23 protein-coding genes and 1 riboswitch are annotated in these 26,689 nt (G+C 72.3%); of the genes, 17 read left to right on the top strand and 6 right to left on the bottom strand.

Annotation, left to right across the window (positions count from 1 at the left end):
• Positions 1-145: 145 nt before the first annotated feature.
• Together ACZ5U5_RS28290 and ACZ5U5_RS28285 are read right to left on the bottom strand one after the other, a co-directional pair.
• A complete protein-coding gene (locus tag ACZ5U5_RS28290) occupies positions 146-841 on the bottom strand; it encodes an ABC transporter ATP-binding protein (RefSeq protein ID WP_469026928.1) in 696 nt (231 codons plus the stop codon).
• The gene (locus tag ACZ5U5_RS28285; protein WP_469026926.1) at positions 838-1,923 is read right to left on the bottom strand and encodes an FtsX-like permease family protein; all 1,086 of its coding nucleotides are present in this window, start codon (positions 1,921-1,923) and stop codon (positions 838-840) included. The genes ACZ5U5_RS28290 and ACZ5U5_RS28285 overlap by 4 nt, the downstream gene beginning before the upstream one ends.
• Before the next feature lie 362 nt (positions 1,924-2,285).
• On the opposite strand from ACZ5U5_RS28285, the gene ACZ5U5_RS28280 reads away from it, so the two are divergent.
• Complete coding sequence (locus tag ACZ5U5_RS28280; protein WP_469026924.1) at positions 2,286-3,506, top strand: sensor histidine kinase; 1,221 nt, start codon at positions 2,286-2,288, stop codon at positions 3,504-3,506.
• Positions 3,507-3,514: 8 nt separating this feature from the next.
• Entirely contained in the window at positions 3,515-4,159 is a 645-nt protein-coding gene (locus ACZ5U5_RS28275; RefSeq protein ID WP_469026921.1) for a response regulator, read from the top strand.
• Positions 4,160-4,188: 29 nt separating this feature from the next.
• On the opposite strand, the gene ACZ5U5_RS28270 is transcribed toward ACZ5U5_RS28275, so the two are convergent.
• Complete coding sequence (locus ACZ5U5_RS28270; protein ID WP_363209632.1) at positions 4,189-5,004, bottom strand: IclR family transcriptional regulator; 816 nt, start codon at positions 5,002-5,004, stop codon at positions 4,189-4,191.
• A gap of 395 nt (positions 5,005-5,399) precedes the next feature.
• On the opposite strand from ACZ5U5_RS28270, the gene allB reads away from it, so the two are divergent.
• Both allB and alc read left to right on the top strand, forming a co-directional pair.
• Positions 5,400-6,734 carry an allantoinase AllB gene (gene allB / locus ACZ5U5_RS28265; protein ID WP_469026917.1) on the top strand — a complete coding sequence of 445 codons (1,335 nt, stop codon included), beginning with the start codon at positions 5,400-5,402 and terminating at the stop codon, positions 6,732-6,734.
• Between the two features lie 5 nt (positions 6,735-6,739).
• Entirely contained in the window at positions 6,740-7,855 is a 1,116-nt protein-coding gene (gene alc / locus ACZ5U5_RS28260; RefSeq protein ID WP_469026914.1) for an allantoicase, read from the top strand.
• 85 nt (positions 7,856-7,940) lie between these two features.
• Here alc and ACZ5U5_RS28255 read toward each other — a convergent pair whose 3' ends face one another.
• On the bottom strand, positions 7,941-8,681 hold the full coding sequence (locus tag ACZ5U5_RS28255; protein WP_469026912.1) for an SDR family NAD(P)-dependent oxidoreductase: 741 nt from the start codon (positions 8,679-8,681) through the stop codon (positions 7,941-7,943).
• A 203-nt stretch (positions 8,682-8,884) separates the two neighbouring features.
• Here ACZ5U5_RS28255 and ACZ5U5_RS28250 point away from each other — a divergent pair, with 203 nt between their 5' ends.
• From ACZ5U5_RS28250 to ACZ5U5_RS28240, 3 genes are all read left to right on the top strand, one after another.
• The gene (locus ACZ5U5_RS28250) at positions 8,885-9,805 is read left to right on the top strand and encodes a DMT family transporter (protein WP_469027124.1); all 921 of its coding nucleotides are present in this window, start codon (positions 8,885-8,887) and stop codon (positions 9,803-9,805) included.
• Between the two features lie 51 nt (positions 9,806-9,856).
• Positions 9,857-10,273 (top strand): hypothetical protein, encoded by a 417-nt coding sequence (locus ACZ5U5_RS28245; protein ID WP_469026909.1) that lies wholly within the window; start codon positions 9,857-9,859, stop codon positions 10,271-10,273.
• 89 nt (positions 10,274-10,362) lie between these two features.
• Positions 10,363-10,782, top strand: coding sequence for a guanyl-specific ribonuclease (locus ACZ5U5_RS28240; RefSeq protein ID WP_469026906.1), 420 nt, complete (start codon positions 10,363-10,365; stop codon positions 10,780-10,782).
• 24 nt (positions 10,783-10,806) lie between these two features.
• Here the strand turns inward: ACZ5U5_RS28240 and ACZ5U5_RS28235 are convergent, their stop codons facing one another.
• Entirely contained in the window at positions 10,807-11,016 is a 210-nt protein-coding gene (locus ACZ5U5_RS28235; RefSeq protein ID WP_469026904.1) for a hypothetical protein, read from the bottom strand.
• A 158-nt stretch (positions 11,017-11,174) separates the two neighbouring features.
• Here ACZ5U5_RS28235 and ACZ5U5_RS28230 point away from each other — a divergent pair, with 158 nt between their 5' ends.
• Together ACZ5U5_RS28230 and ACZ5U5_RS28225 are read left to right on the top strand one after the other, a co-directional pair.
• Positions 11,175-12,464, top strand: coding sequence for a sensor histidine kinase (locus ACZ5U5_RS28230; protein WP_469026902.1), 1,290 nt, complete (start codon positions 11,175-11,177; stop codon positions 12,462-12,464).
• Positions 12,465-12,510: 46 nt separating this feature from the next.
• Entirely contained in the window at positions 12,511-13,182 is a 672-nt protein-coding gene (locus ACZ5U5_RS28225; protein WP_469026900.1) for a response regulator, read from the top strand.
• Positions 13,183-13,213: 31 nt separating this feature from the next.
• On the opposite strand, the gene ACZ5U5_RS28220 is transcribed toward ACZ5U5_RS28225, so the two are convergent.
• Positions 13,214-14,233 carry a Gfo/Idh/MocA family protein gene (locus ACZ5U5_RS28220; protein ID WP_469026897.1) on the bottom strand — a complete coding sequence of 340 codons (1,020 nt, stop codon included), beginning with the start codon at positions 14,231-14,233 and terminating at the stop codon, positions 13,214-13,216.
• 127 nt (positions 14,234-14,360) lie between these two features.
• Between ACZ5U5_RS28220 and ACZ5U5_RS28215 the strand changes: the two genes are divergently transcribed.
• The 8 genes from ACZ5U5_RS28215 to cobI all read left to right on the top strand — a co-directional run bounded on the left by ACZ5U5_RS28215 (position 14,361) and on the right by cobI (position 26,673).
• Complete coding sequence (locus ACZ5U5_RS28215; protein WP_469027121.1) at positions 14,361-15,110, top strand: GntR family transcriptional regulator; 750 nt, start codon at positions 14,361-14,363, stop codon at positions 15,108-15,110.
• Between the two features lie 265 nt (positions 15,111-15,375).
• Positions 15,376-15,518: riboswitch (cobalamin riboswitch) on the top strand.
• Positions 15,519-15,625: 107 nt separating this feature from the next.
• Positions 15,626-16,567 (top strand): cobalamin biosynthesis protein, encoded by a 942-nt coding sequence (locus ACZ5U5_RS28210; protein WP_469026896.1) that lies wholly within the window; start codon positions 15,626-15,628, stop codon positions 16,565-16,567.
• Positions 16,564-18,111 (top strand): cobyric acid synthase, encoded by a 1,548-nt coding sequence (locus ACZ5U5_RS28205; RefSeq protein ID WP_469026894.1) that lies wholly within the window; start codon positions 16,564-16,566, stop codon positions 18,109-18,111. Before ACZ5U5_RS28210 ends, ACZ5U5_RS28205 begins: the two co-directional genes overlap by 4 nt.
• Positions 18,108-21,782, top strand: a complete 3,675-nt coding sequence (cobN, locus tag ACZ5U5_RS28200; protein ID WP_469026891.1) for a cobaltochelatase subunit CobN — start codon at positions 18,108-18,110, stop codon at positions 21,780-21,782. Before ACZ5U5_RS28205 ends, cobN begins: the two co-directional genes overlap by 4 nt.
• Positions 21,783-21,834: 52 nt before the next feature.
• Complete coding sequence (locus ACZ5U5_RS28195; protein ID WP_469026889.1) at positions 21,835-23,874, top strand: putative cobaltochelatase; 2,040 nt, start codon at positions 21,835-21,837, stop codon at positions 23,872-23,874.
• A complete protein-coding gene (gene cobO / locus ACZ5U5_RS28190) occupies positions 23,874-24,482 on the top strand; it encodes a cob(I)yrinic acid a,c-diamide adenosyltransferase (RefSeq protein WP_469026887.1) in 609 nt (202 codons plus the stop codon). Before ACZ5U5_RS28195 ends, cobO begins: the two co-directional genes overlap by 1 nt.
• Positions 24,476-25,927 carry a cobyrinate a,c-diamide synthase gene (locus tag ACZ5U5_RS28185; RefSeq protein WP_469026884.1) on the top strand — a complete coding sequence of 484 codons (1,452 nt, stop codon included), beginning with the start codon at positions 24,476-24,478 and terminating at the stop codon, positions 25,925-25,927. Before cobO ends, ACZ5U5_RS28185 begins: the two co-directional genes overlap by 7 nt.
• Positions 25,924-26,673: a precorrin-2 C(20)-methyltransferase gene (gene cobI, locus ACZ5U5_RS28180; RefSeq protein WP_469026882.1), complete on the top strand. Its 750-nt coding sequence runs from the start codon at positions 25,924-25,926 to the stop codon at positions 26,671-26,673. Before ACZ5U5_RS28185 ends, cobI begins: the two co-directional genes overlap by 4 nt.
• The last annotated feature ends 16 nt before the right edge of the window (positions 26,674-26,689 follow it).

The following is a 26,689-nucleotide window of genomic DNA, read 5'->3' as shown; positions in this document are numbered from 1 at the left end:
GTCACCGGCTCCGCCGGGTTCGTCCTCAAGCGCCGGACGGGCTGAAGGTCTCCGCGCTGCCTCTGCTTGTGCCCGCGCCCGCCGGGGCGCAGACCTTCACCGGCTCCGCCGAGTTCGTCCTCGAACGCCGGACGGGCTGGAACCCTCATATCCCGGACGCGCTGGAAACCCCCACTCTCCCGTCCATCAGCTCCACCACCCGGTCCGCGACTGCCAGTCGTGCCCGGTCGTGTGTGACCAGGACCGTCGCCGTCTCCCACTCTCGTGTGAGCCGGCCCAGGAGGTCGAGCACCGCGGCACCCCGCTCGTGGTCCAGTGCGCTCGTCGGCTCGTCGACCAGGAGCACCGCGGGCTCGTTCATCAATGCTCGTGCGATGCCCACCCGTTGGCGCTGACCGCCCGACAGTTGGTGCGGGCGCCGGTGTGCGAGATCCGTGAGGCCCACGGTGTCCAGGAGCCCCCGTGCCCGCCGCCGGGCCTCTCCGGCGCCGGAACGCCCGCGTCCGTCCAGGCGTGCCATCAGTTCCACCTGCTCCAACGCCGTCAGCGACGCCAGGAGATTCGGCTGCTGGAAGACGATGCCCATCCTCCGGCGCCGCAGCTCCGCCCGTTCGGCCGCCGAGAGGGACGCCGTCTCCGTGCCGCCGACCACCACCCGGCCCCGGTCGGGGGTCACCAGCGTCGCCGCCACCGCGAGCAGGCTGGACTTTCCGGAGCCTGACGGGCCGACGACCGCCGTCAGGGTCCCGGCGGGGACGTCGAGGCTGACGCCGTCGAGTGCCGTGAGGCGTCCATCGCCGTCGGCGTACGTCAGCGTGATGTCTTCGAGGGACAGACTCATCGGGCACTCCCCAGCGCGGTCAGCGGGTCTACGGCGGTGATCCGCCGGACGGACAGGCCCGCGCCCAGCGCCCCGAGGGCGATCATCACGGCGGCGGGCCACAGCACGGTAGGTGGATCGAGCACGAAGGGGACGTCCCCGCCACTGATCGCGGAACCGACCACCGCCGCGATGCCCGTCCCCAGGGCCGTCCCGGCGGCCAGCATCAGCACGGCCTGTCCGAGCGCGTCCCTGAGCAGATACGGAGTCGACGCGCCCAGCGCCTTCAACACCGCGATGTCGCCCGCGCGTTGAATCGTCCACACCGTGAAGAACGCTCCTATGACGAGCGCGGAGATGACGAAGAGGAAGCCGCGCATGAGCTGCAGCGAACCGTTCTCCGCCTGGTAGGAGCCGATCGCGGTGAGCGCGCCGTCGAGCGTCTTCGTCTCCGTGCCCGCCGCCTTGTCGCCGGACGCCAGATCGAACCCACCGCCCGTCCGCAGCGCGATGACCGTGGCCTGCTCGTCCAGCGACGTACCCCGGTGGCCGAGTCCCTGCCAGTCGTCGAGCGCGGTCCATACGACGGGGGTGTGGCTGTACGAGGCGTCCGACGCGACTCGTGCGACCCGCTCCTCGACCCGGCTCCCGCCGAGACGCACCGTGTCCCCGGCGCCGACGCCGAGCTCCGCCGCTGCCTTCTCCGAGAGCACGGCCTCGCCCGGCGCGACACCGGCCGGTGCGATCCCGGAGTCCGGCTCGACGCCGAACGCGGACACGGCGGCCGAGCGGTCGCCCGCGGTGGCGTTGAGGGTGCTGATGCCGATCGGCTTGGCGGACCGTACGCCTGGCTGCGCCGCCCACTTCTCCCAGGCGCGCTGATCCAGCTGGGAGCTGGTGAAGGAGGCGGACTGACCGGGTGGTGGCGCGGCGAAAGCGAGGTGGTCGGCCGGGAGGCCGGTGATCGCGGAGGTGTTCTCCCTGGCGAGCCCGGCGGTGAGCCCGGAAAGGAGCCCCACGAGCAGAGTGATGAGGACGACGACGGCTCCCATCAGGGCGAACCGCCCCTTGGCGAACCGAAGGTCTCTCCATGCGACGAACATGCCCCCACCCTCCGTCCGCGCGCACGCCCAGGGCATCGCGCCACAGCACGCTTCACCCGAATCGAAGGGGGGAGCCCACGATCAACCTTTCGGTTGACGGAAGCGGGGATGGCTGCGCCTACGCTGGACGGTCCGATGAACAACACCTCCGCCGAGCCTCCGCCCCCGCGCCGGCTCGACCCGTCGCCTCCACGGCGGGCCACGCTCCGGCCCCTGCCGAGGGCCCAGTCCCGGCCGACGCCGGGGTCTGAGACCCTCCGGCCGGGGCTCGACCTCCGGTCGGAGGCGCCGCACTGGGACCGGTCCGTAGGGCGCGTCGCGTCCTCGGATCCGTCTTCAGCCCTGACCCGACCGAGGCCCCGATGTTCTCCGCCGACTCCCTGACCGCTTCTCGGACCACCCCCGTGGCCCTGATCCTGCGCCTCTGCCTGCACGCGCTCCTCGCCGGGCTGCTCGCGCTCGCCGCGGTGCGGGCCGTGGCCGACGGGGTGCCGCAGGCCGGGGCCGTCGCGGGAGTCGCGCTGGGGACGGGGATCGTCTACGCGGCGGGGGCCCTCAGCCCGGCCGTCGCACGCTCGCAGCGCGCCGCGGCGGTGTGGCTCGCGGCGCTCGGCCTGTGCTGGGCGGCGCTGCTCGTCCTGTCGCCGGACGGGCTGTGGACGGCCTTCCCCCTGTACTTCCTGCAGCTGCACCTGCTGCCCGTGCGCTGGGCCCTGCCCGCCGTCGCGCTGACCGCCGCTGCCGCCATCGCCAGTTTCGTGGCGCACGGCTCGCCCCTGTCGCCCGGCAGCTTCATCGGACCGCTGCTCGGCGCCGCCGTGGCGGTCGCCACCGTCCTCGGGTACGAGGCGCTGTACCGGGAGAGCGAGCATCGCCGGAAGCTGATCGACGAGCTCGTGGCCACGCGGGCCGAGCTCGCCGCCGCCGAGCGGACCGCGGGCACCCTCGCCGAGCGCGAGCGCCTCGCCCGCGAGATCCACGACACGCTCGCGCAGGGCCTCTCCTCCATCCAGCTCCTGCTGCGCGCCGCGCAACGCGCGCTGCCCGCGGGGTCGCCCGCCGCGCCGCACATCGAGCAGGCCCGTGCCGCCGCGCAGGACAACCTCGCGGAGGCGCGGCGCTTCGTACGCGCCCTCAGCCCGCCCGACCTGGAGCACGGCTCGCTGGCCGGAGCCCTTGAACGGCTCTCCGCCACGCCCGGCTCGGACGTCCACGTCAAATTCACGGTGAGCGGCAAACCGGCCGAGCTGCCGACGCCGTACGAGGTCGCGCTGCTCCGTACCGCCCAGTCGGCCCTCGCCAACACGTTCCAGCACGCGGGCGCGGGGCGGGCCGAGATCACCCTGAGTTTCATGGACACGTCCGTGTCCCTGGACGTCGTGGACGACGGCCGCGGCTTCGACCCGGCATCGGCGCCCCGCGGGGACGGCGGCTTCGGGCTGCCCGCGATGCGGGCGCGGGCCCGGTCGCTCGGCGGGACGCTGAGCGTGGAGTCGGCCCCAGGGCAGGGGACGGCCGTCGCGGTCACCCTGCCGCTCCCAACGAGGGCCGAGCTGCCGCTTCCGACGGGGGCCGCGCTGTGAGCGCCGGGGTGCCGGAGCCCATTCGGCTGCTCCTCGCGGACGATCACCCCGTCGTACGGGCCGGGCTGCGTGCGGTGCTGGACACCGAGCCCGATTTCACCGTCGCGGGGGAGACGGCGACGGCCGAGGAAGCGGTGACGCTCGCCGCGACCGGCGGCTTCGACGTCGTCCTGATGGACCTTCAGTTCGGGGCGGGCATGCACGGGGCGCAGGCCACGGCCGCGATCGCCGCCGAGCCGGGTGCGCCGCGGGTGCTCGTCCTGACGACGTACGACACGGACGCCGACATCCTCGCCGCGGTGGAGGCGGGGGCCGCCGGATACCTCCTGAAGGACGCGCCGCCGGAGGAACTGGCCGCCGCGGTGCGGACCGCGGCCGCGGGACAGTCCGCGCTCGCTCCCGCGATCGCGCATCGGCTGATGGACCGGATGCGGTCGCCCGGGGAGGCGCTGACCGGGCGGGAGTTGGAGGTGCTTAGGCTGGTGCGGGAGGGATTGTCCAACCTGCAGATCAGCAAGCGGCTCTTCCTCAGCCAGGCCACCGTCAAGTCCCATCTGGTGCACATCTACGCGAAGTTGGGCGTCGACTCGCGTACGGCAGCCGTGGCGGTGGCGACGGGGCGCGGGCTGATCCGGGGCGGCGCCGGTCAGTAGCCGGACATCACCCCCCACGCCCCCGGGGATTACGCCGCAGGGCCCGAACTGGCCAGCGCGGCGGACAGTTCCACCGCCACCTCCTGCAGCACCGGCACGATCTTCTCCACCGCGGCCTCGGTCACGCGGCCCGCCGGGCCGGAGATCGAGATGGCGGCCGCCGTGGGGGAGTTGGGGACCGACACCGCGAGGCAGCGCACCCCGATCTCCTGTTCGTTGTCGTCGACCGCGTAGCCGGCGCCGCGGACCACTTCGAGCGCGTCGAGGAAGCCCTCGGGCGTGGTGATCGTCTTCTCCGTGGCGGCGGGCATCCCGGTGCGGGCCAGGAGCGCGCGCACCTCGTCCGGCGGGGTGTGGGCGAGGAGGGCCTTGCCGACGCCCGTGGAGTGGGGGAGGACCCGGCGGCCCACCTCGGTGAACATGCGCATCGAGTGCTTGGACGGCACCTGGGCGACGTACACGATCTCGTCGCCGTCGAGCAGCGCCATGTTCGCGGTCTCGCCGGTCTCCTCGACCAGGCGCGCGAGGTAGGGGCGCGCCCAGGTGCCGAGGAGGCGCGACGCCGACTCGCCGAGGCGGATCAGACGCGGGCCGAGGGAGTAGCGGCGGTTGGGCTGCTGGCGTACGTAACCGCAGGCGACCAGGGTGCGCATCAGGCGGTGGATCGTGGGCAGCGGGAGGCCGCTGCTCGCGGAGAGCTCGCTCAGCCCGACCTCGCCGCCGGCGTCCGCCATCCGTTCGAGGAGGTCGAAGGCGCGCTCGAGGGACTGGACACCACCGCTGGCAGCGGGCGGCTTGGAGGCGGCGACTTCGGTGGAGGCGTCGCTTGCGCTTGACGTCGGCACGGCGCAGTCCTTTCGGGGCTGACGGGCAAGGCAGCAGCCTACCGGGCGGTTCTTCGCGGAGTCCCTCTGCGGCCTTGGCGTCATCGCCGGTCAGGGCCGTTCAGGGACCGGTCGGGGCGCCTTTGTCCGCTTCTCCGCCGTCACGCCCGGTGATCGTCCGGCGGCCGGGTTGTGCGTAGCTACGTTCTGTCCTGTGGAGTTCTAATTCCACTTTGTGGAAACGTCCAGTGTGCTCGGGATGGCCTCTTGACGGTTCGGGGTCGGCCGTGAAGACTCATTCAACAGAACGTTGAATTCCGTTTAGCGGAAACGAATGGTCTGTGTAGCGGAAAAGAACGAACAGAAGAACGCACAGCCAAGCAACAGCGAAGAAGCGAAGAGAGGGCGTTGAGGACGTGGACGTAGAACTGGTGCTGCGCTCGACCCGCGTGATCACCCCGCAGGGAACCCGCGCCGCGTCGGTCACGGTCTCCGGGGGGAAGATCGCGGCCGTACTGGCACACGACGCCGACGTACCGGCGGGGGCCAGGGTCGAGGACTTCGGGGACGACGTCCTGCTGCCCGGCCTCGTCGACACGCACGTCCATGTGAACGACCCGGGCCGCACGGAGTGGGAGGGCTTCTGGACCGCCACCCGTGCCGCGGCCGCCGGTGGCATCACCACCCTCGTCGACATGCCGCTCAACTCCCTGCCGCCGACCACCACCGTCGACAACCTGCGCACGAAGCAGGACGTGGCCCGCACCAAGGCGCACATCGACGTCGGCTTCTGGGGCGGCGCCCTGCCCGACAACGTCGGCGACCTCAAGCCCCTGCACGACGCCGGTGTCTACGGCTTCAAGTGCTTCCTCTCGCCGTCCGGCGTGGACGAGTTCCCGCACCTGGACCAGGACCGCCTCGCCACCTCCATGGCGGAGATCGCCGGGTTCGGCGGGCTGCTCATCGTGCACGCCGAGGACCCGCACGAGCTGGACGCCGCCCCGCACAAGAGCGGCCCCAAGTACACGGACTACCTGGAGACCCGGCCGCGCGTCTCCGAGGACGTCGCGATCGAGGGCCTCATCGGCCTCGCCAAGCGGCTCGGCGCCCGCGTCCACGTACTGCACCTGTCGTCGTCGGACGCGCTGCCCCTGATCGCCGCCGCCAGGCGCGAGGGCGTCAAGCTCACCGTCGAGACCTGCCCGCACTACCTCACGCTCACCGCGGAGGAAGTCCCGGACGGCGCCAGCGAGTTCAAGTGCTGCCCGCCCATCCGCGAGGCCGCCAACCAGGACCTGCTCTGGGACGCGCTCGCCGAGGGCACCATCGACTGCATCGTGACGGACCACTCGCCGTCCACCGCCGACCTCAAGACCGACGACTTCGCGACCGCGTGGGGCGGCATCTCCGGCCTCCAGCTGAGCCTTCCCGCGGTCTGGACCGAGGCCCGCAAGCGCGGCCACAGCCTCGAGGACGTGGTGCGCTGGATGTCGACGCGCACCTCCGAACTGGTCGGACTCGACCAGAAGGGCGCCATCGAAGCCGGCCGTGACGCCGACTTCGCGGTCCTCGCGCCCGACGAGACCTTCACCGTGGACCCCGCGGCGCTGCAGCACCGGAACCGAGTTACGGCGTACGCGGGCAAGACCCTCAGCGGCGTCGTGAAGTCCACCTGGCTGCGCGGCGAACGCATCCTGCACGGCGGCGAGTTCAGCGAACCCGCAGGCCGACTTCTGGAAAGGAAGAACTGATCACCGTGACGGCGATACCCACCTTCACCGGCGACGCCAGCCCCTACGGCGGCGGCGACCCCTACGCGGACTACCGCACCGCGGACTTCCCCTTCACGCAGTACGCCAACCTTGCCGACCGGCAGCTCGGCGCCGGTGTGATCGCCGCCAACGACGAGTTCTTCGCGATGCGCGAGAACCTCCTCCTCGCGCACCCGGCCGTGTTCGACCCCGAGCACTTCGGCCACAAGGGCAAGGTCATGGACGGCTGGGAGACCCGCCGCCGCCGTGGTGTCTCCGGCGAGCACCCGTGGCCCACCGCCGACGACCACGACTGGGCGCTCGTACGCCTCGGCGCCCCCGGTGTCGTACGCGGCATCGTCATCGACACCGCCCACTTCCGCGGCAACTACCCGCAGGCCGTGTCCGTCGAGGGCACGAGCGTCGACGGTTCGCCGACCCCCGAGGAACTCCTCTCGGACGACGTGAAGTGGACGACTCTCGTACCCCGCACGGCAGTCGGCGGCCACGCGGCCAACGGCTTCGCCGTCGATGTCGAGCAGCGCTTCACGCACCTGCGCGTCAACCAGCACCCGGACGGCGGCGTCGCGCGCCTCCGTGTCTACGGCGAGGTCGTCGCCGACCCCAAGTGGCTCGCGGCGCTCGGCACGTTCGACGTCGTGGCCCTGGAGAACGGCGGCCAGGTCGAGGACGCGTCCGACCGCTTCTACTCCCCGGCCACCAACACCATCCAGCCGGGCCGCTCCCGCAAGATGGACGACGGCTGGGAGACCCGGCGCCGCCGCGACAACGGCAACGACTGGATCCGCTACCAGCTGGTCGCCCAGTCCGAGATCCGCTCCGTCGAGATCGACACGGCCTACCTCAAGGGCAACTCCGCCGGCTGGGCGGCCCTTTCGGTCCGCGACGGTGAGGACGGCGAGTGGGTCGAGGCGCTGCCCCGCACCCGACTGCAGCCCGACACCAACCACCGCTTCGTCCTGGACGCCCCGGTCGTCGGAACGCATGTGCGCATCGACATCTTCCCGGACGGCGGCATCTCGCGCCTGCACCTCTTCGGTTCGCTGACCGAGGCGGGACAGAGCCGCCTGACGGCACGTCACCAGGAGCTGGGCGGCTGAACCGGAGCCGCTGAGGCCCGCTGAAGAACGTGGGGCGCACCGGGTGGAAAGCCCCGGTGCGCCCCATCACCATGCCCGCGTGCGGTTACGCGGAGTGCCCGCCGTCGACCACGAGCTCCGTGCCCGTGATGAACGAGGCGTCCTCACCGGCGAGATAGGCCACGAGCGAGGCCACCTCGTCGGCGGAGCCGAACCGGCCAAGGGCGGCCGCCGCCTTCTGCGGCTCGGCGAACGGCCCGTCGGCCGGGTTCATGTCCGTGTCGATCGCTCCCGGGTGGATCACGTTCACGGTGATCCCCCGCCCGGCGAGCTCCCGCGCAAGGGGCTTGGTCATGCCGGTGAGCGCCGCCTTGCTCATCGCGTAGAGCGTGCCGCCGCCCCCGCCGGAGTACTGGGTGAGCGCCGAACCGGTGGAGATGATCCGGCCCCCGTCGGCCAGCCTGCCGGCCGCCGCCTGCGAGGCCAGGAAGACCGCGCGTACGTTGATGTCGAGCACCCGGTCGACGTCGGAGAGCGACAGGTCCCCGATGGGGCCGAGCACTCCGATGCCCGCGTTGTTCACCAGGATGTCCAGGCGGCCCAGGTCGTCGGCCGCGCGCTCCACCGCTCCCGCGGCGTCCCCGGGGTCCGCGGCATCGGCCTTGACGGCGAACCCGCGCCGTCCCGTCGACTCGATCTTGGCCACGACGTCGAGAGCGGCGGCCTCTTCCTTGACGTACGTGATCGCGACGTCGGCTCCCTCCTGGGCGAGCCGCAGCGCGATCGCCGCGCCCATGCCGCGGCTGCCACCGGTGACGAGAGCGGTCTTGCCGTGCAGAGAAGACATGTCCGTGAACCTCATTCGCGTGGTTTTGTTGCGTAATGCCTGAGAAGTGCTTGTGGGTTCAATGAAAGCGGGCGGCGTACGCCACCGCTGGCGGGAAATGGACACCGTTTTTCCGGCAGAGGGAATGCAGAGGGGATACGGTGATCGACCGCGTGAGAGCCGCTGAAGTCTCCACACCGCCGCATCCGTTGGAGACCGCGCCCGTGTCGACGCTCACCGTTCCCGCCGCGCCGCCCGCCGCGCGCCGCGCCTGGCTCACCGATCTGCCCGTCCTGCTCGTGGCCGTGGTCTGGGGTGCCAGCTATCTCGCGGCGAAGGGCATCACGACGACGCACACGGTCGTCGCCGTCCTGGTGCTGCGGTTCGCCGTCGTGCTGCCCGCGCTCGTGGTCGCCGGATGGCGCGGCCTGCGCACGCTGACGGCGCCGCAGTGGCGCGGGGCCGGAGCGCTCGGCCTCGTCCTGAGCGGGATCTTCCTCCTGGAGACGTACGGCGTCGTCCACACCTCGGCGACCAACGCGGGCCTCATCATCAGCCTCACCATGATCTTCACCCCGCTCGCCGAGGCCGCGGTGACGCGGAGGAGGCCGCCGCGCGCCTTCCTCGCCGCGGCCGGGCTCTCCGTGCTCGGCGTGGTCCTGCTGACCCAGGGCGGCGGCTTCACGCGGCCCTCGGTGGGCGACGGTCTGATCTTCCTGGCGGCACTCGCGCGTACGGTGCACGTCCTGGCGATGTCCCGGATCAAGGCGCTCCGGGACGTCGGTGACTCGGCTTCGCTCTCGCTCACCACCGTTCAACTGGGCACTGCTGTCGGCGTGTTCGCGGTGCTCGCCGCCGCGGGCACCGGCGCGACGCCCTGGTCGGTGGCCGCGGACTTCGGTGCGCGCGAGTGGGCCGGGCTGCTCTTCCTCTCCGTGTTCTGCACGTTCTTCGCCTTCTTCGTGCAGATGTGGGCGGTGCGACGGACGTCTCCCTCGCGGGTGAGCCTGCTGCTCGGCACGGAGCCGCTGTGGGCGGCCGCGGTCGGGATCGCGCTGGGCGGGGAGCGGCTGGGTGTGGTGGGTCTGGTGGGGGGTGTGCTGGTTCTGGTGGGGACCAGTTGGGGCCGTGGGGTGCGGTGGTAGCTTCCGGGGTCGATCAAACACAGGGAGCGATCGATCACTCAGGGGGAGCTCATGAACGAGTACTTCGAGCAGGATTTCACCGCGGCCGCGGAGAAGCGCCGCATCGGGGGCGCGGTGCTGTTCCTCGCCGCGGGTGTCATCTGGGCCGTGCTCGCCTGGCAGTTGATGGTGCCGTTCAGCGACGGGGACGACGACTCATCGAGCAGCCGCGAGTGCCAGTCGGTGCTCTTCTACGAGGGGGACGCCCCGACATGGCACGACTCCACGTGGGAGGACTGCCGCGCGCAGCGCCGGTGGCCCGAGATGCTGGGCTGGCTGGGGCTCTCGGTGCCGCTTTCGGTCGCCGGCGCGGTGCTCTACACCGGCGGGACCACCAGTCTGCGGATGCGGGAGTACATGGCGCAGCACCGCATCGCCGCCGCGAAGAGCGCCGCCAAGAGCGCAGCCGCCGCCGCGAAGAAGGACTGAGGAAGAGCCGGCGGCGCTCGGTTAACTCCCGGAAAATTCACCGCACTTGGCGTTGACACCACGACCTCTACGCGCGTCACACTGGTCGCATGCGAATCCCCCCACGAATCGTGAGCATCACCGCCCTCGCCGCCGCCCTGCTCGTCGGCGGCCCCGTCGCCGCCTCCGCGAGCGCGGTCCCGGACCACCACGCCCCCACCTCGACGGCGTACTCCATCACCGCCGTCGGCGACATCTGCTACTCCGCGCTGCCCGCCCAGGCGCACGACACCCTGGACCTGATCGAGGCGGGCGGCCCCTACCCGTACCCGCAGGACGGCACCGTCTTCCAGAACAGGGAAGGCATCCTGCCCTCCCAGGGCTCCGGCTACTACCACGAGTACACCGTGAAGACGCCGGGCTCACCGGACCGCGGCGCCCGCCGCGTCGTCACCGGTGTGGAGAACCAGGAGGACTACTACACCGCCGATCACTACGAATCCTTCGATCTGGTCGACTACGCCTGCTGAGCCCGCCCCGATCCGGCACGGTACTCACCGACCGGCCTTCCGGCTCTCCGCGACCGCGAACAGCGCGAGCGCCAGCACGATCAGCGTGACGCCCGCGTAGATCTCGTACCCGTCGAGGAACCCGATCCGCCGCACGATTCCCCAGCCGCGCAGTCGGCCGGTCAGCCCGTGCGCCAGGGCGACCACGCCCTGGACCAGGAGAAGGACGCCAAAGGCCTCAAGTACTCGCTTCATGCCGAAGAGCCTCGCCCCATGGACCCCCCACGCACATCGGCCACGGGGCGAGGCATCTTCCCCCGCCACCCTCCCAAAGTCTCCGCGTACGCGACTTTGGTAGACGATCACGCCCGGAGTGCAGCCCTTGCCCCCGGCAGTGCGTAGATTTGTCGACCATGAGCGGCAACCAGCCTCCGTCGGACCCCTCGGCCCCCTTGGCGAGGCGCCCATGGGCGCTGCCCTCGGCCGTGGCCGCCGAGTTCGACCCGGACCACACGGCACGCGAGGGCAAGCGCGGGCACCGGCGGACCGCGCGCGACTGGCTGGTCGACTTCGCCTGCTTCTTCGTGGCCGTCGTCATCGGCATGGTGGGCGCGGACGCGGTCAGCAGCAACCCGAACGTCTCGCACGGCGTGGCCGAGGCCGACCAGCTGATCGGCGCTCTGGCCTGCGCCGCCGTCTGGCTGCGCAGACGCTGGCCGGTCGGCCTCGCCGCCGCCCTGGTCCTGGTCAGCCTCGCCTCGGACACCGCGGGCGGCGCGGGCGCCGTGTCACTGTTCAGCCTCGCGGTGCACCGGCCCTTCCGGTACGTCGGCTGGATCGGCGGGGTCTCGATCTGCCTGATGCCGTTCATCTACTGGATGCGGCCCGACGCCGACCTGCCCTGGCTGGCCGCCGTCGTCATCGGCATGCTGATCAACGCCTCCGTCATCGGCTGGGGCATGTTCGTGCGCTCGCGCCGCCAGCTCCTGCTGAGCCTGCGCGACCGCGCGATCCGCGCCGAGAACGAGGCCGCGCTCCGGGCCGAACAGGCCCAGCGCCTGGCCCGCGAGTCCATCGCCCGCGAGATGCACGACGTGTTGGCCCACCGGCTCACCCTGCTCAGCGTGCACGCGGGCGCCCTGGAGTTCCGCCCGGACGCGCCACGCGAGGAGATCGTCCGCGCCGCCGGTGTCATCCGGGAGAGCTCGCACGAGGCGCTGCAGGATCTGCGCGAGGTGATCGGCGTCCTGCGCGGCGGCGGCGACGGCGAGGCGTCGGGCCGGCCGCAGCCCACCCTCACCGCCCTGGAGACCCTGGTCGCCGAGTCACGCGACGCGGGCATGAAGGTCGCACTCGACCAGGGCGTCACCGACCCGGCCGCCGTGCCCGCCGCCGTGGGCCGCACCGCCTACCGCATCGCCCAGGAGGGCCTGACCAACGCCCGCAAGCACGCCCCCGGCGCCGAGGTGACCGTCTCGGTGTCCGGCGCCCCCGGCGAAGGCCTCACCCTCTCGGTGCGCAACCCGCCGCCACCCGGCGATGTGCCGAACGTCCCCGGTTCCGGCCAGGGACTGATCGGCCTCACGGAACGGGCCACGCTGGCGGGCGGCCGCATCGAGCACGGGCCCGCGGGGGACGGCGGCTTCCGCGTCGACGCCTGGCTGCCGTGGGACTCGCCCTCCGCTCGCGCCGGCGAGCTGTGAGACGCAGCGGGGCAGTGACGTCCGGGGATCTCGTTACTGTGGGCCCATGAACCCGATCCGCGTGCTTCTCGTCGACGACGACCCGCTGGTCCGTGCCGGTCTGTCCTTCATGATGGGCGGCGCGGAGGACATCGAGATCGTCGGCGAGGCCGCGGACGGCTCACAGGTGGCCCCGCTGGTCGGCGAACTCCGCCCCGACGTCGTCCTGATGGACATCCGGATGCCCACGATGGACGGTCTGGCGGCGACGGAGGCCCTGCGCAAGCGCCCCGACGCACCCGAGGTCATCGTCCTCACCACCTTCCACGCCGACGAACAGGTGCTGCGGGCCCTGCGGGCGGGAGCGGCCGGGTTCGTCCTCAAGGACACTCCGCCCGCCGAGATCGTCGCGGCGGTACGTGCGGTCGCGGCGGGGGAGCCGGTGCTCTCCCCCACGGTGACGCAGCAGCTGATCACCCGGGTGACGGGCGTGGACCCGCAACAGGGCCGCCGCGAGCGGGCGTTGAACCGCCTCGAACTGCTGGGGGAGCGGGAGAGGGAGGTCGCGGTCGCCGTGGGCCGGGGCGCGTCGAACGCGGACATCGCGGCGGAACTCTTCCTGAGCGTGGCCACGGTCAAGGCCCACGTCTCCCGCATCCTGACGAAGCTGGACCTCAACAACCGCGTACAGATCGCGTTGCTGGCGCATGACGCGGGGCTGTTGGACGAGGTGGAGTAGCACCCGCGCCGTCCCAGGGGCCGGCGGGCGGTCAGAACCCTTCGATCTCCGCCATCAGCACCAACCGCCCCTCCCTGCGCGACAGTTCGCACGCCTCGGCGACCCGCAGTGCCTCCAGGGCCTCCCGTCCGTCGCAGGGGTTGGCCCGCTCGCCCCGTACGACATCCACGAACGCCGCGAGCTCCGCCTCGTACGCGGGGGTGAAGCGTTCGAGGAAACCGGGCCACGGCTTCTCGGGGGGCGGCGGGCCCGAGGGTTCCACGGACGACAGGGGAGTGCGGTCGTCGAAGCCGACCGCGATCTGGCCCTCCTCCCCGGCCAGTTCCATCCGTACGTCATAGCCCGCGCCGTTGCACCGCGTGGCCGTAGCCGTCGCGAGTGTGCCGTCGTTCAGGGTGAGGACCGCCGCCGCCGTGTCGACGTCGCCCGCGTCGCGGAACATCGAGGGACCGGCGTCCGACCCGGTCGCGTACACCTCCGTCACCTCGCGGCCCGTGACCCACCGCAGCATGTCGAAGTCATGGACCAGGCAGTCGCGGTAGAGCCCGCCGGAGAGCGGGAGATACGCGGCCGGCGGCGGCGCCGGATCGGAGGTCATCGCCCGGACCGTGTGCAGCCGCCCGAGCCGCCCCGACCGCACGGCCTCACGCGCCGCCGCGTACCCCGCGTCGAACCGCCGCTGGAAGCCCAGTTGCAGCACCGTGCCCGCGGCCTCGACCTCCCGGAGCGCGGCGAGCGTGCCGGGCAGATCGAGGGCGATGGGCTTCTCGCAGAAGACCGGAAGGCCCGCACGCGCCGCCTTGCCGATCAGCTCGGCGTGCGCGGAGGTCGCCGCGGTGATCACCACGGCGTCCACGGCGCCCGTCCGGCTGCTGCCCGTGAAGACGTCGTCCACCGAAGGCACGGAGGCCGCGCCGATCCGTGCGGCGAGCCCGGCAGCGCGCCCGACGTCGGCATCGGCGACGACCAGTGCGTCCACCTCCGGATGCCGCTGCAGAGCGGCAGAGTGAAATGTCCCGATACGGCCCGTTCCGATCAATCCGATGCGCATGGACCAACCCTCGCGACGCCCCGCGATCCTGTCAATCCTTTGTCCGGACAACAGAACTTCAGAACTTCCCGTCATCATTCCCTGCGACTACGCTCGCCACGTGCCCAAATCTGCCGACAAACCAGCCGTGGACCCGACCGTCTCGCTTCAGCTCGGCGTCGACCGCAGCAGCCCGGTCCCGCTGTACTTCCAGCTCTCCCAGCAGCTGGAGGGGGCGATCGAGCGCGGCGCCCTGACCCCGGGCACCCTGCTCGGCAACGAGATAGAACTGGCCGGGCGCCTCGGGCTCTCCCGCCCGACCGTCCGTCAGGCCATCCAGTCCCTCGTCGACAAAGGGCTGCTCGTGCGCCGCAGGGGCGTGGGAACCCAGGTGGTGCACAGCCAGGTCAAGCGCCCGCTGGAGCTCAGCAGCCTCTACGACGACCTGGAGGCGGCGGGCCAGCGCCCCGAGACCCGCGTCCTGCGCAACACCGTCGAGCCCGCGTCCGCCGAGGTTGCGGCCAGGCTCGGCATCGCGGAAGGAGACGACGTCCACCTCGTCGAGCGGCTCCGCCTGGCCCACGGCGAGCCCATGGCGTGCCTGCGCAACCACATCCCGTACGGGCTGTTCGCCCTGGACACCGCACACCTGGAGGCGACCGGTCTCTACCGCCTGATGCGGGCCGCGGGCATCACCCTGCACAGCGCGCGCCAGTCCGTGGGGGCCCGCGCCGCCACCGCCGACGAGGGCGAGCGGCTCGGCGAACCCGTGGGGGCCCCGCTGCTCACGATGCAGCGCACGACCTTCGACGACACCGGCCGCGCGGTCGAGTTCGGCTCGCACATCTACCGGGCCTCGCGCTACTCCTTCGAGTTCCAGCTCCTCGTACGCCCATAAGGGCAGACCGGCCGGGCATACGTCGGCGGGGGGGGGGGGGGGAGGGGGGGGGGGGAGGGGGGGGGGGGGGGGGGGAGGGGGGGGGGGGGGGTGGGGGGGTGGGGGGGGGGGGGGGGGGTGGGGGTGGGGGGGGGGGGGGGGGTGGGTGTGGTGGGGGGGTGGTGTGGGGGTGGTTGTTTCCCCCCCCCCCCCCCCCCCCCCCACCCCACCTTCGTATGTGGGCCTCCGCACACTCTCCCGTCGCAGGTCAACGGCGAGTTGACGGGCCTTCGCGGGGCGTGGTGGACTGCCGGAGCCAATACGGCAGCAGGAGAGGAAGCCGGTGCGAATCCGGCGCGGTCCCGCCACTGTCACCGAGGAGCTGACTCCTCGGAAGCCAGGAACTCTCGCCGCCGATCACGTCGAACCAGGGCGCGGACACCCTGAGTGAGGACATATCGCCATGCGCGGCCGCCCGTTGCCGGACCAGTTCCCGAGCGTGAGCTCTCTTCTCGGCACGACGACCGGCTGAAGCCATGCGTGCCGATCGCGACTTCGCGTACGGCGCCGCCGCCGGCCTTCTCGGTGATCTGTTCCTCGGCGATCCCCGCCGCGGGCATCCGGTCGCCGCGTTCGGGCGGGCCGCCGGTGCCGTCGAGCGTGTCCTGTGGCGTGACCACCGCGGGTGGGGCGCCCTGCACGCCGTGGTGTGTGCCGGAGGCGCTGCCGGTGCCGCCGTCCTGGCCTCTTCTCTTGTACGTGACTCACGCGCCGCGTCCGTCGCGCTGACCGCCGCCACCACCTGGGCCGTGCTCGGCGGGACCTCGCTGGGGCGTGAGGCGCGGGCCGTGGGCGGGGCGCTCGCCGCCGGGGACATCGAGGTGGCGCGGGAGCGGCTGCCGCATCTGTGCGGCCGGGATCCGCAGGCCCTCGACGCCGACGGCATCGCGCGTGCCGTGGTCGAGTCCGTCGCCGAGAACACGTCCGACGCCGTGGTGGGGGCCCTCGTGTGGGGTGCCGTCGGCGGGGTGCCCGGCCTGGTCGCCTTCCGCGCCGTCAACACACTCGACGCCATGGTCGGGCACAAGTCCGTGAAGTACCGGCGCTACGGCTGGGCTTCCGCCCGTCTCGACGACGTACTGGGGTGGCCGGGCGCCCGGCTCACCGCCGTGCTCGCGGCTGCCGCCGGGGACTCTCCGCAGGGTGCCGTGCGCGCCTGGCGCCAGGACGCCGCCAAGCATCCGAGCCCCAACGCCGGGCCCGTAGAGGCCGCCTTCGCGGGGGCGTTGGGCGTACGCCTCGGGGGGACGCTCTCGTACGCGGGGCGTGTGGAGCACCGGCCGGTCCTGAACGGCGGCGGGCGGGGCGTGGAAGTCGCGGACATCGAGCGGGCCGTGAAGCTGTCGCGCCGGGTCGGGCTGCTTGCCCTGGGCGTCGCGGCCGCCGTCAGCACGCTACGGAAAGGCAGGGCCTCATGAGTGGTGGACTCCTCGTCGCGGGAACCACGTCCGACGCGGGCAAGAGCGTCGTCACCGCCGGGATCTGCCGGTGGCTGGCCCGCAAGGGGGTCTCCGTCGCGCCCTTCAAGGCGCAGAACATGTCCCTCAACTCCTTCGTCACCCGCGAGGGTGCCGAGATCGGACGCGCCCAGGCCATGCAGGCGCAGGCCGCCCGGGTCGAGCCGACCGCGCTGATGAATCCGGTCCTTCTCAAGCCGGGCAGCGACCGCAGCAGCCAGGTCGTCCTCATGGGCAAGCCGGTGGGCGAGATGAGCGCGCGCGGGTTCTTCGGGGGGTCTGGGGGGTCGTCCCCCGGGAAGGGGCTGCACGGTGGGCGGCAGGAAGCGTTGTTGTCGACCGTCGTGGGATGCCTGGAGGAACTTCGGGGCAGCTATGACGCCGTGATCTGCGAAGGGGCGGGCAGTCCCGCCGAGATCAATCTGCGGCGTACGGACATCGTGAACATGGGGATCGCGCGGGCCGCCCGCTTCCCTGTGGTCGTGGTGGGAGACATCGACCGCGGGGGTGTCTTCGCCTCCTTCTTCGGGACGACGGCGCTGCTGAGCGCGGAGGACCAGGAGCTGGTCGCCGGGTATCTCGTGAACAAGTTCCGGGGCGATGTCTCGCTGCTCGAACCCGGGCTCGACATGCTGCAACAGCTCACCGGGCGGCGCACGTTCGGTGTGCTGCCGTTCCAGCACGGTCTCGGCATCGACGAGGAGGACGGGCTTCGTGTCTCCCTGCGGGGCGCCGTGCGGGAGTCCGTGGTCGCTCCCCCGGTCGGTGAGGACGTGCTGCGGGTCGCCGTCTGCGCCGTACCGCTGATGTCGAACTTCACGGATGTGGACGCGCTGGCCGCCGAACCCGGCGTCGTCGTGCGGTTCGTGGACCGGGCCGAGGAACTCGTCGACGCCGATCTCGTGATCGTGCCGGGGACGCGCGGCACCGTCCGCGCCCTGGAGTGGCTGCGCGAGCGCGGTCTCGCCGAGGCGTTGGCGCGGCGCGCCGCCGAGGGGCGTCCCGTCCTCGGGATCTGCGGTGGCTTCCAGGTGCTCGGCGAGCACATCGAGGACGACGTCGAGTCGCGGGCGGGGGCCGTGGACGGGCTCGGCCTGCTGCCGGTGCGCGTGCGGTTCGAGCGGGAGAAGACCCTCGCGCGGCCGGTCGGCGAGGCGCTCGGCGAACCCGTCGAGGGGTACGAGATCCATCATGGCGTCGCTCAAGTCCTGGGCGGAGAGGCCTTCTTGGACGGCTGCCGCGTCGGCGAGGTGTGGGGCACCCACTGGCACGGATCGCTGGAGTCCGACGCGTTCCGGCGCCGCTTCCTCACCGAGGTGGCCCGCGCCTCCGGGCGCCGCTTCGTGCCCGCGCCCGACACCAGTTTCGGGGTCCTGCGCGAGGAGCAGCTCGACCTGCTCGGCGACCTGATCGAGGAACACGCGGACACGGACGCGCTGCTCAGCCTGATCGAGACCGGCGCACCCGCCGGTCTCCCCTTCATCGCACCGGGGGCACCCTCATGACCGTCCTGCTTCTGTCCACCGCCGACACGGATCTCCTTGCCGCCCGTGCCTCCGGCGCCCCCTACCGCATCGGTAACCCGACCCGGGTCGACGCGCAGGCCGAGCTGCCCGCCCTGATCGAGGGCGCGGACATCGCCGTCGTACGCCTGCTCGGCGGGAAGCGGGCGTGGGAGGACGGGCTCGCGGCGCTGAAGGCCGCCGGGATCCCGACGGTTCTGCTCGGCGGCGAGGCCGTGCCGGACGCGGAACTGATGGCCGAGTCCACCGTGCACGCGGGGTCCGTGGCGGAGGCGCTGCGGTACCTCGTCGAGGGCGGCACGGAGAACCTGCGTGAGCTGGCGCGGTTCCTCAAGGAGGACGTCCTCGCGGCGGGGCACGCCCGCTCCGGCGAGGCCCACGAGCGGCAGAGCGCCGAGCCGCGGAAGATGCCCGAGTACGGGGTGCACGGCTCGCGCGCGTACGTCGAGGGACGGCCGACGGTCGGCGTGCTCTTCTACCGCGCCCACCAGCTCTCCGGGAACACCGGCTTCGTCGACACGCTGTGCGACGCGATCGAGGCGCGAGGCGCCAACGCCCTTGCCGTGTACTGCGGTTCGCTGCGCGGCGCGGACGCCGGCCTGTACGAGATCCTCGGGAAGGCGGACGCCCTGGTCGCCACCGTCCTCGCGGCGGGTGGCGCCCACGCCTCGGGCGCGAGTGCGGGCGGCGACGAGGAGGCGTGGGACATCGGCGCCCTCGCCGACCTCAACATCCCTGTGCTGCAGGGACTTTGCCTGACCTCCTCACGCGCCACGTGGGACGCGTCGGACGCCGCGCTCTCTCCCATGGACGCCGCCATGCAGGTCGCGATCCCCGAGTTCGACGGCCGCCTCATCACCGTCCCGTTCTCCTTCAAGGAGCAGGGCCCCGACGACGTACCGGTGTACGTGGCCGACCCCGAACGCGCTGCCCGCGTGGCCGGAATCGCCCTGCGGCACGCCCAGTTGAAGCACAAGCCGAACGCCGAGAAGAAGCTGGCCCTGGTCTTCACCGCGTACCCGACGAAGCATTCGCGCGTCGGCAACGCGGTCGGCCTCGACACTCCCGTCTCGGCGGTGCGTGTGCTCGACTCCCTGCGGGACGCGGGGTACATCGTCGAGGGCCACCCCGACAACGGCGACGAGCTGATCCACCGGCTCATCAACGCCGGTGGCCACGACGTCGAGTGGCTCACCGAGGAGCAGCTGGCCGCCGCCCCCGCGCGCGTGCCGCTCGCCGACTACCGGGCGTGGTTCGACACGCTGGACCCGGAGCTGCGTGACGGCATGCTGGAGGCGTGGGGCGAGCCGCCCGGCAATCTGTACGTGGACGGCGACGACATCGTGCTCGCCTCCCTGCAGTTCGGGAACGTCGTCGTGATGATCCAGCCGCCGCGCGGCTTCGGCGAGAACCCCATCGCGATCTACCACGACCCCGACATGCCGCCCTCGCACCACTACATGGCGGCCTACCGCTGGCTTGAGATGTCCTTCGGCGCCGACGCGGTCGTCCACATGGGCAAGCACGGCACGATGGAGTGGCTGCCGGGCAAGGGCCTTGGCCTGAGCGGTGGTTGCGCGCCGGACGCGGTGCTCGGCGAGCTGCCGCTGATCTATCCGTTCATCGTGAACGACCCCGGTGAGGGCACCCAGGCCAAGCGGCGCGGGCACGCCACGGTGGTGGACCACCTGGTGCCGCCGATGGCGCGCGCGGACACGTACGGCGACCTGGCGAAGCTGGAGCAGCTCCTCGACGAGTACGCACTGGTCAGCGACCTGGACCCGACGAAGGCCCCCGCCGTCCGCGCGCAGATCTGGACGCTGGTGAAGGCCGCGGAGCTGCACCACGACCTGCACGTGGACGAGCAGCCCGACGACACCGCCTTCGACGAGTTCGTCATGCACATCGACGGCTATCTGTGCGAGATCAAGGACGTGCAGATCCGCGACGGCCTGCACATCCTCGGCGGCGGCCCGGAGGGTGAGGCGCGCGTCAATCTGGTCCTCGCCGTCCTGCGGGCCTCGCAGGTGTGGGGCGGTCAGGCCAACGCCCTGCCCGGACTGCGGGCCTGCCTCGCCGAGCACTTCGGGCTCAGCGAGAAGGAGCTGCTCGCCGAGCCGGGCGCCGCGGTGAAGGTCGCGGACGGCCTGACGGCGCTGGTCGACGGGCCAGCGCGGTCCGGCGCCGACGCCCTGGACCTCCTTGAGCAGCTGTGCCGCCGGCTCGCCGAGGGCATGGAGGAGCGCGGCTGGGAGCTCGGCGCCGTGCGAGGGCTCGTACGGGATGTGGTCGGCGTCGAACTGCCGTCCGCCGTTGCCGTGTTGGGGTTCGCGTGCGAAGAGGTCGTGCCCCGGCTCGCCAAGACCACGGACGAGATCGGGCACATCCTGCGGGCGCTCGACGGCGGTTATGTCCCGGCCGGTCCTTCCGGGTCGCCGACGCGCGGGCTCGTGAACGTGCTGCCGACCGGCCGCAACTTCTACTCCGTCGACCCCAAGGCGATTCCCTCGCGGCTGTCCTGGGAGGTCGGCCAGTCGCTCGCCGACTCGCTGATCGCCCGCTATCTGGCGGACACCGGCGACTACCCGAAGTCGGTCGGCCTGACCGTCTGGGGCACGTCGGCCATGCGCACGCAGGGCGACGACATAGCGGAGATCCTGGCGCTGCTCGGCTGCCGTCCCGTGTGGGACGACGCGTCGCGGCGCGTGACCGGGTTCGAGATCGTGCCGGTGGAGGAGCTCGGACGGCCCCGCATCGACGTGACGGTGCGGATCTCCGGCTTCTTCCGTGACGCGTTCCCCCATGTCATCGCCCTGATCGACGACGCGGTGCGGGCGGTGGCGGAACTGGACGAGGCCCCGGAGTCCAACTACGTACGGGCGCACTCCGACGAGGACACCGCCGAGCACGGCGACCGGCGCCGGGCCACCTCCCGGATCTTCGGCTCGAAGCCCGGGGCCTACGGCGCGGGCCTCCTTCCGCTGATCGACGCACGCAACTGGCGCAGCGACGCCGACCTCGCCGAGGTGTACGCGGTGTGGGGCGGTTACGCCTACGGGCGCGGGCTCGACGGGAAGGCCGCGCGCGGGGACATGGAGACCGCGTTCCGGCGGATCAACGTCGCGGCCAAGAACGTGGACACGCGGGAACACGACCTGGTCGACGCCGACGACTACTTCCAGTACCACGGCGGCATGGTCGCCATGGTGCGCCATCTGACGGGCGAGTCCCCCGAGGCGTACGTCGGCGACTCGGCAACGCCCGACCAGGTGAAGACGCGCACCCTGGGCGAGGAGACCCACCGCGTCTTCCGGGCCCGCGTGGTCAACCCCCGCTGGATGGCGGCCATGCGGCGCCACGGCTACAAGGGCGCCTTCGAGATGGCCGCCACCGTGGACTACCTCTTCGGGTACGACGCGACCGCGGGCGTGGTCGACGACTGGATGTACGAGAAGCTCTCCGCCGAGTACGTCTTCGACCCGGAGAACCGGGAGTTCATGCAGAAGTCCAACCCCTGGGCGCTGCGCGGGATTTCGGAGCGGCTGCTCGAAGCGGCCGAGCGTGGCCTGTGGGCCGAACCGGACGCGGGGACGCTGGAGCGGCTGCGGGCCACCTACCTGGAGCTTGAGGGCGAGCTGGAGGGCGACGGGTGAGGCCCGCCGTTCCCGTCCCCTGCCCCGCCCTGGAACACGCAATGGAGGCCTTGTGAGTACCCCCTATCCGTTCACCGCCCTGGTCGGCCAGGACGACCTGCGGCTCGCCCTGCTGCTCAACGCCGTGTCGCCCGCCGTCGGCGGTGTCCTCGTACGCGGCGAGAAGGGCACCGCCAAGTCCACCGCGGTGCGCGCCCTTTCGGCGCTCCTTCCGCAGGTGCCCGTCGTCGCCGGCTGCCGGTTCTCCTGCGACCCGGCCGCCCCCGACCCCGCGTGCCCCGACGGTCCGCACGAGGCGGGCGGGGCCGCCGTGCGGGACGCGCGCATGGTCGAGCTGCCCGTCGGCGCCTCCGAGGACCGCCTCGTCGGGGCGCTCGACATCGAGCGGGCGCTCGCCGAGGGCGTCAAGGCCTTCGAGCCCGGCCTGCTCGCCGATGCCCACCGCGGCATCCTCTACGTCGACGAAGTGAACCTGCTGCACGACCACTTGGTGGACCTGCTGCTCGACGCCGCCGCCATGGGCGCCTCGTACGTCGAGCGCGAGGGCGTCTCCGTACGCCATGCGGCGCGCTTCCTGCTCGTGGGCACCATGAACCCCGAAGAGGGCGAACTGCGCCCGCAGTTGCTCGACCGGTTCGGGCTCACCGTCGAGGTCGCCGCCTCGCGCGAGACCGACCAGCGGGTGGAGGTCGTCCGGCGGCGGCTCGCGTACGACGACGACGCGGAGGGGTTCGCCGCACGCTGGCACGACGAGGAGGCCGCGCTGCGCGACCGGATCGTCGCGGCCCGCGCACTGCTTCCCCAAGTGCGGCTCGGCGACGCCGCGTTGCGGCAGATCGCCGCCACCTGCGCGGCCTTCGAGGTCGACGGGATGCGGGCCGACATCGTGATGGCGCGTACGGCGACCGCGCTCGCCGCCTGGGCGGGGCGCGAGGACGTGCTCGCCGAGGACGTGCGCCAGGCCGCGCTCCTCGCGCTGCCGCACCGGCGCCGGCGCAATCCGTTCGACGCGCCGGGGCTCGACGAGGACAAGCTCGACGACACGCTGGAGCAGGCCTCCGACGGTACCCAGGGCGACGACGACCCAGACCCCGACGGCCCCGACGGCGGTGGCAAGCCCCCGGAGAGCGGGCCCGACACCCCCGACACCCCCGGCTCGCCCGAGTCGCAGAGCGATGCGGGGCAAGAGGACGAGGCGGGCCAGGAGGACGAGGCGTCACCCGCGCAGGCGCCCGCCGCCGGTGGCGGGGAGCAGCAGCCCGTGCGGGCCGCGGAGCCGTTCCGCACCAAGATGCTGAGCGTGCCCGGCCTGGGCGAGGGTGCCGCGGGGCGGCGTTCCCGGGCGCGGACCGAGCACGGGCGGACCACCGGGGCCCGGCGGCCCCAGGGGGCGCTCACCAAGCTGCACCTGGCGGCCACCGTGCAGGCGGCGGCCCCGCATCAGCGGGCGCGCGGGCGCTCGGGGCGGGGGCTCGTCGTACGGCGTGACGATCTGCGGCAGGCGACGCGGGAGGGGCGTGAGGGCAACCTCGTGCTCTTCGTCGTGGACGCTTCCGGGTCCATGGCCGCGCGGCAGCGGATGAGCGCCGTGAAGGGTGCGGTCCTCTCGCTGCTGCTCGACGCCTATCAGCGCCGGGACAAGGTCGGGCTCGTCACCTTCCGGGGCGCCGACGCCGAGGTGGCTCTGCCGCCCACGTCGTCCGTCGACGCGGCTGCCGCCCGCCTGGAGATGCTGCCCACGGGTGGGCGTACGCCGGTCGCGGCCGGGCTGCTCAAGGCGCACGAGGTGCTGCGGGTGGAGCGGCTGCGTGATCCTGCGCGGCGTCCGCTGGTGGTGGTCGTGACGGACGGCCGGGCCACGGGTGGCGTGGAGCCGGTGGCCCAGGCGGGGCGTGCGGCGCGGCTCTTCGGGGCCGCGGGGATCGCCTCTGTGGTCGTGGACTGCGAGTCGGGGCCCGTGCGGCTCGGGCTCGCCGGGCAGCTCGCGGGTGAGCTCGGCGGGACCGCCGTGACGCTCGACGAGCTGCGGGCGGAGTCCATCGCGGGGCTCGTCAAGGATGTACAGGGAACTCGTATGAGGAGCGTGGCCTGATGCCGCAGGGGCAGCCGAGTGTGGTGCCGGACGACGGGCTCACCACGCGTCAGCGGCGCAACCGTCCGCTGGTGGTCGTGCACACCGGGATCGGCAAGGGGAAGTCCACCGCCGCCTTCGGGCTCGCGCTGCGGGCCTGGAATCAGGGGTGGCCCATCGGGGTCTTCCAGTTCGTGAAGTCGGCGAAGTGGAAGGTCGGCGAGGAGAACGCCCTCAAGGTCCTCGGGGCCTCCGGTGAGGGCGGGTCCGTCGACTGGCACAAGATGGGCGAGGGCTGGTCGTGGATCCAGCGCGCGCCCGCCGAGGGCGAGCAGAGCAACGAGGAGAAGGCCCGCGAGGGCTGGGAGCAGGTCAAGCGCGACCTCGCCGCCGAGACGTACCAGCTGTACGTCCTCGACGAGTTCGCCTACCCCATGCACTGGGGGTGGATCGACGTGGACGACGTCATCGAGACGCTCCGGGCACGGCCGGGGCACCAGCATGTCGTCATCACGGGGCGCAACGCACCTGCCGAGCTGGTCGAGTTCGCCGATCTCGTCACCGACATGTCCAAGGTCAAGCATCCGATGGACGCCGGTCAGAAGGGCCAGAGGGGCATCGAGTGGTAGCTCGGCTTGTGGTGGCCGCGCCGTCTTCCGGAAGCGGGAAGACGACCGTCGCCACGGGGTTGATGGCCGCGTTCGCCGCGGCCGGGCTCGCCGTGTCCCCGCACAAGGTGGGGCCCGACTACATCGACCCCGGCTATCACGCGCTGGCCACGGGCCGTCCCGGGCGGAACCTCGACGCGTACATGTGCGGGCCGGAGTTGGTCGCGCCCTTGTTCGCCCACGGGGCGCGGGGGTGCGATCTCGCCGTGGTCGAGGGCGTCATGGGTCTCTACGACGGGGCCTCCGGGCAGGGTGAACTCGCCTCCACCGCGCAGGTGTCGAAGCTGCTGCGGGCGCCGGTGGTGCTTGTCGTGGATGCGTCGTCGCAGTCCCGGTCCGTGGCCGCCCTTGTGCATGGGTTCGCCTCATGGGATCCGGAGGTGCGGATCGGGGGCGTGATTCTGAACAAGGTGGGGTCTGCTCGGCATGAGGGGTTGCTGCGGGAGGCGCTTGATGAATCGGGGGTGCCTGTTCTGGGGGCGCTGGCCCGGGTGGGGGAGGTTCGTGCTCCCTCCCGGCATCTGGGGCTCGTTCCTGTTGCCGAGCGGCGGGCTGAGGCACTTGAGTCTGTTGCGGCTCTGGCTTCGCAAGTGCGGGAGGGCTGCGATCTGGACGCGCTGCTTGCCTTGGCCCGGAGCGCTCCCCCGGTGGGGGGTGACGCTTGGGATGCGGGTGCGGCTCTTGCCTGCGGCGCTTCTCTCCCCAATCCCGCCCCTTCCCGAAACTGGGGCTCCGCCCCAGACCCCGCTCCTCAAACGCCGGAGGGGCTGGATGTGCCACCGGGAGGGATGACGAACCCCGTCATCGCCATCGCCGGTGGCCCCGCCTTCTCGTTCTCCTACGCGGAGCATGCCGAGCTGCTCGCCGCCGCGGGAGCCGACGTCGTCACCTTTGATCCGTTGCGCGATGAAGAACTGCCGCCCGGCACCGCCGGGCTCGTCATCGGCGGGGGGTTCCCCGAGGTGTACGCGCCCGAGCTCTCCGCCAACGAGCCGCTTCGGAAAGCCGTTGCCGAGTTGGCGTTGAGCGGGGCGCCCGTCGCCGCCGAGTGTGCCGGACTGCTGTACCTGACCCGGGAGTTGGACGGGAAGCCGATGTGCGGGGTGCTTGACGCGCACGCGCGGATGTCCGAGCGGCTCACGCTCGGGTACCGCGACGCCGTGGCCGTGTCCGACAGTTCCCTCGCCGTCGCCGGGACCCGGATGCGCGGGCACGAGTTCCACCGCACCGTCGTCGAACCGGGCGCGGGGGCGGTCGCCGCCTGGGGGATGCACGTTCCCGAGCGACGCCTCGAAGGCTTCGTACAGCAAGGTGTGCACGCGAGTTACCTGCACACGCATTGGGCCGCCGAACCCGGTATCGCCCGTCGGTTCGTAGAGAGGTGCAGAGGATGGGCAGCAGCATGAGCAGCAAGCTGGTCGGTGTCGGCGTCGGGCCCGGCGACCCCGAACTCGTCACCGTCAAGGGCGTCAACGCGCTGCGTGCCGCCGCTGTCGTCGTCGTGCCCGTCATGGCCGCGCCCGACGGCACGGACGGCGGGGAGCGCGGGCGCGCGGAGTCGACCGTGCTGCACTACGTCCCCGAGGACAAGGTCGTACGCGTCGTGTTCGCGCTCAACGAGCGCAGTGACCGGCAGCGCCGCGAGGCCGCCTGGGACGCCGCCGGTGAGCGGGTCGCCCAACTCCTGCGCGAGCAGGGGTCCGTGGCCTTCGCGACGATCGGCGACCCCAATGTGTACTCCACGTTCACCTATCTCGCGCAGACCATCGCGGAGCTCGTGCCCGGCGTCGAGGTGGAGACCGTGCCCGGCATCACCGCCATGCAGGACCTCGCCGCGCGCAGCGGCGCCGTTCTCACCGAGGGCACCGAGCCGCTGACGCTGGTGCCGGTGACCGCGGGCGCCGCCGTGCTGAAGGACGCCCTTGCCGGGCCCGGCACGGTCGTCGCGTACAAGTTCGGGCGGCTCGCCCATGAGGTGGCCGCCGCGCTGCGGGAGACCGGGCGGACCGAGGACGCGGTGTGGGGCTCCGCCCTGGGGCTACCCGAGGAGTCCATCCAGGGAGCCGGCGAACTCGGCGACGCGCCGCTGCCGTACCTGTCCACCCTCATCGCTCCCGCACGGCGCGAGAGCGGCCGGGGCGGGAAACTGTGACACCCTCCGCGGGCGC

The sequence above is a fragment of the Streptomyces sp. NPDC033177 genome (assembly GCF_055577715.1).
The sequence above is the reverse complement of the archived record's forward strand: the minus strand, read 5'-3'. Positions and strand labels throughout refer to the sequence as shown.

Bases quoted from the DNA above. Each gene is read 5' to 3' on its own strand.
- ACZ5U5_RS28240 (WP_469026906.1), top strand. From the start codon at position 10,363: ATGCGAATCCCCCCACGAATCGTGAGCATCACCGCCCTCGCCGCCGCC.
- cobO (WP_469026887.1), top strand. From the start codon at position 23,874: ATGCCGCAGGGGCAGCCGAGTGTGGTGCCGGACGACGGGCTCACCACG.
- ACZ5U5_RS28225 (WP_469026900.1), top strand. From the start codon at position 12,511: ATGAACCCGATCCGCGTGCTTCTCGTCGACGACGACCCGCTGGTCCGT.
- cobN (WP_469026891.1), top strand. From the start codon at position 18,108: ATGACCGTCCTGCTTCTGTCCACCGCCGACACGGATCTCCTTGCCGCC.
- ACZ5U5_RS28205 (WP_469026894.1), top strand. From the start codon at position 16,564: ATGAGTGGTGGACTCCTCGTCGCGGGAACCACGTCCGACGCGGGCAAG.
- cobI (WP_469026882.1), top strand. From the start codon at position 25,924: ATGAGCAGCAAGCTGGTCGGTGTCGGCGTCGGGCCCGGCGACCCCGAA.
- ACZ5U5_RS28210 (WP_469026896.1), top strand. From the start codon at position 15,626: ATGCGTGCCGATCGCGACTTCGCGTACGGCGCCGCCGCCGGCCTTCTC.
- ACZ5U5_RS28245 (WP_469026909.1), top strand. From the start codon at position 9,857: ATGAACGAGTACTTCGAGCAGGATTTCACCGCGGCCGCGGAGAAGCGC.
- ACZ5U5_RS28255 (WP_469026912.1), bottom strand. From the start codon at position 8,681: ATGTCTTCTCTGCACGGCAAGACCGCTCTCGTCACCGGTGGCAGCCGC.
- ACZ5U5_RS28280 (WP_469026924.1), top strand. From the start codon at position 2,286: ATGTTCTCCGCCGACTCCCTGACCGCTTCTCGGACCACCCCCGTGGCC.
- ACZ5U5_RS28235 (WP_469026904.1), bottom strand. From the start codon at position 11,016: ATGAAGCGAGTACTTGAGGCCTTTGGCGTCCTTCTCCTGGTCCAGGGC.
- ACZ5U5_RS28290 (WP_469026928.1), bottom strand. From the start codon at position 841: ATGAGTCTGTCCCTCGAAGACATCACGCTGACGTACGCCGACGGCGAT.
- ACZ5U5_RS28230 (WP_469026902.1), top strand. From the start codon at position 11,175: ATGAGCGGCAACCAGCCTCCGTCGGACCCCTCGGCCCCCTTGGCGAGG.
- ACZ5U5_RS28220 (WP_469026897.1), bottom strand. From the start codon at position 14,233: ATGCGCATCGGATTGATCGGAACGGGCCGTATCGGGACATTTCACTCT.
- ACZ5U5_RS28285 (WP_469026926.1), bottom strand. From the start codon at position 1,923: ATGTTCGTCGCATGGAGAGACCTTCGGTTCGCCAAGGGGCGGTTCGCC.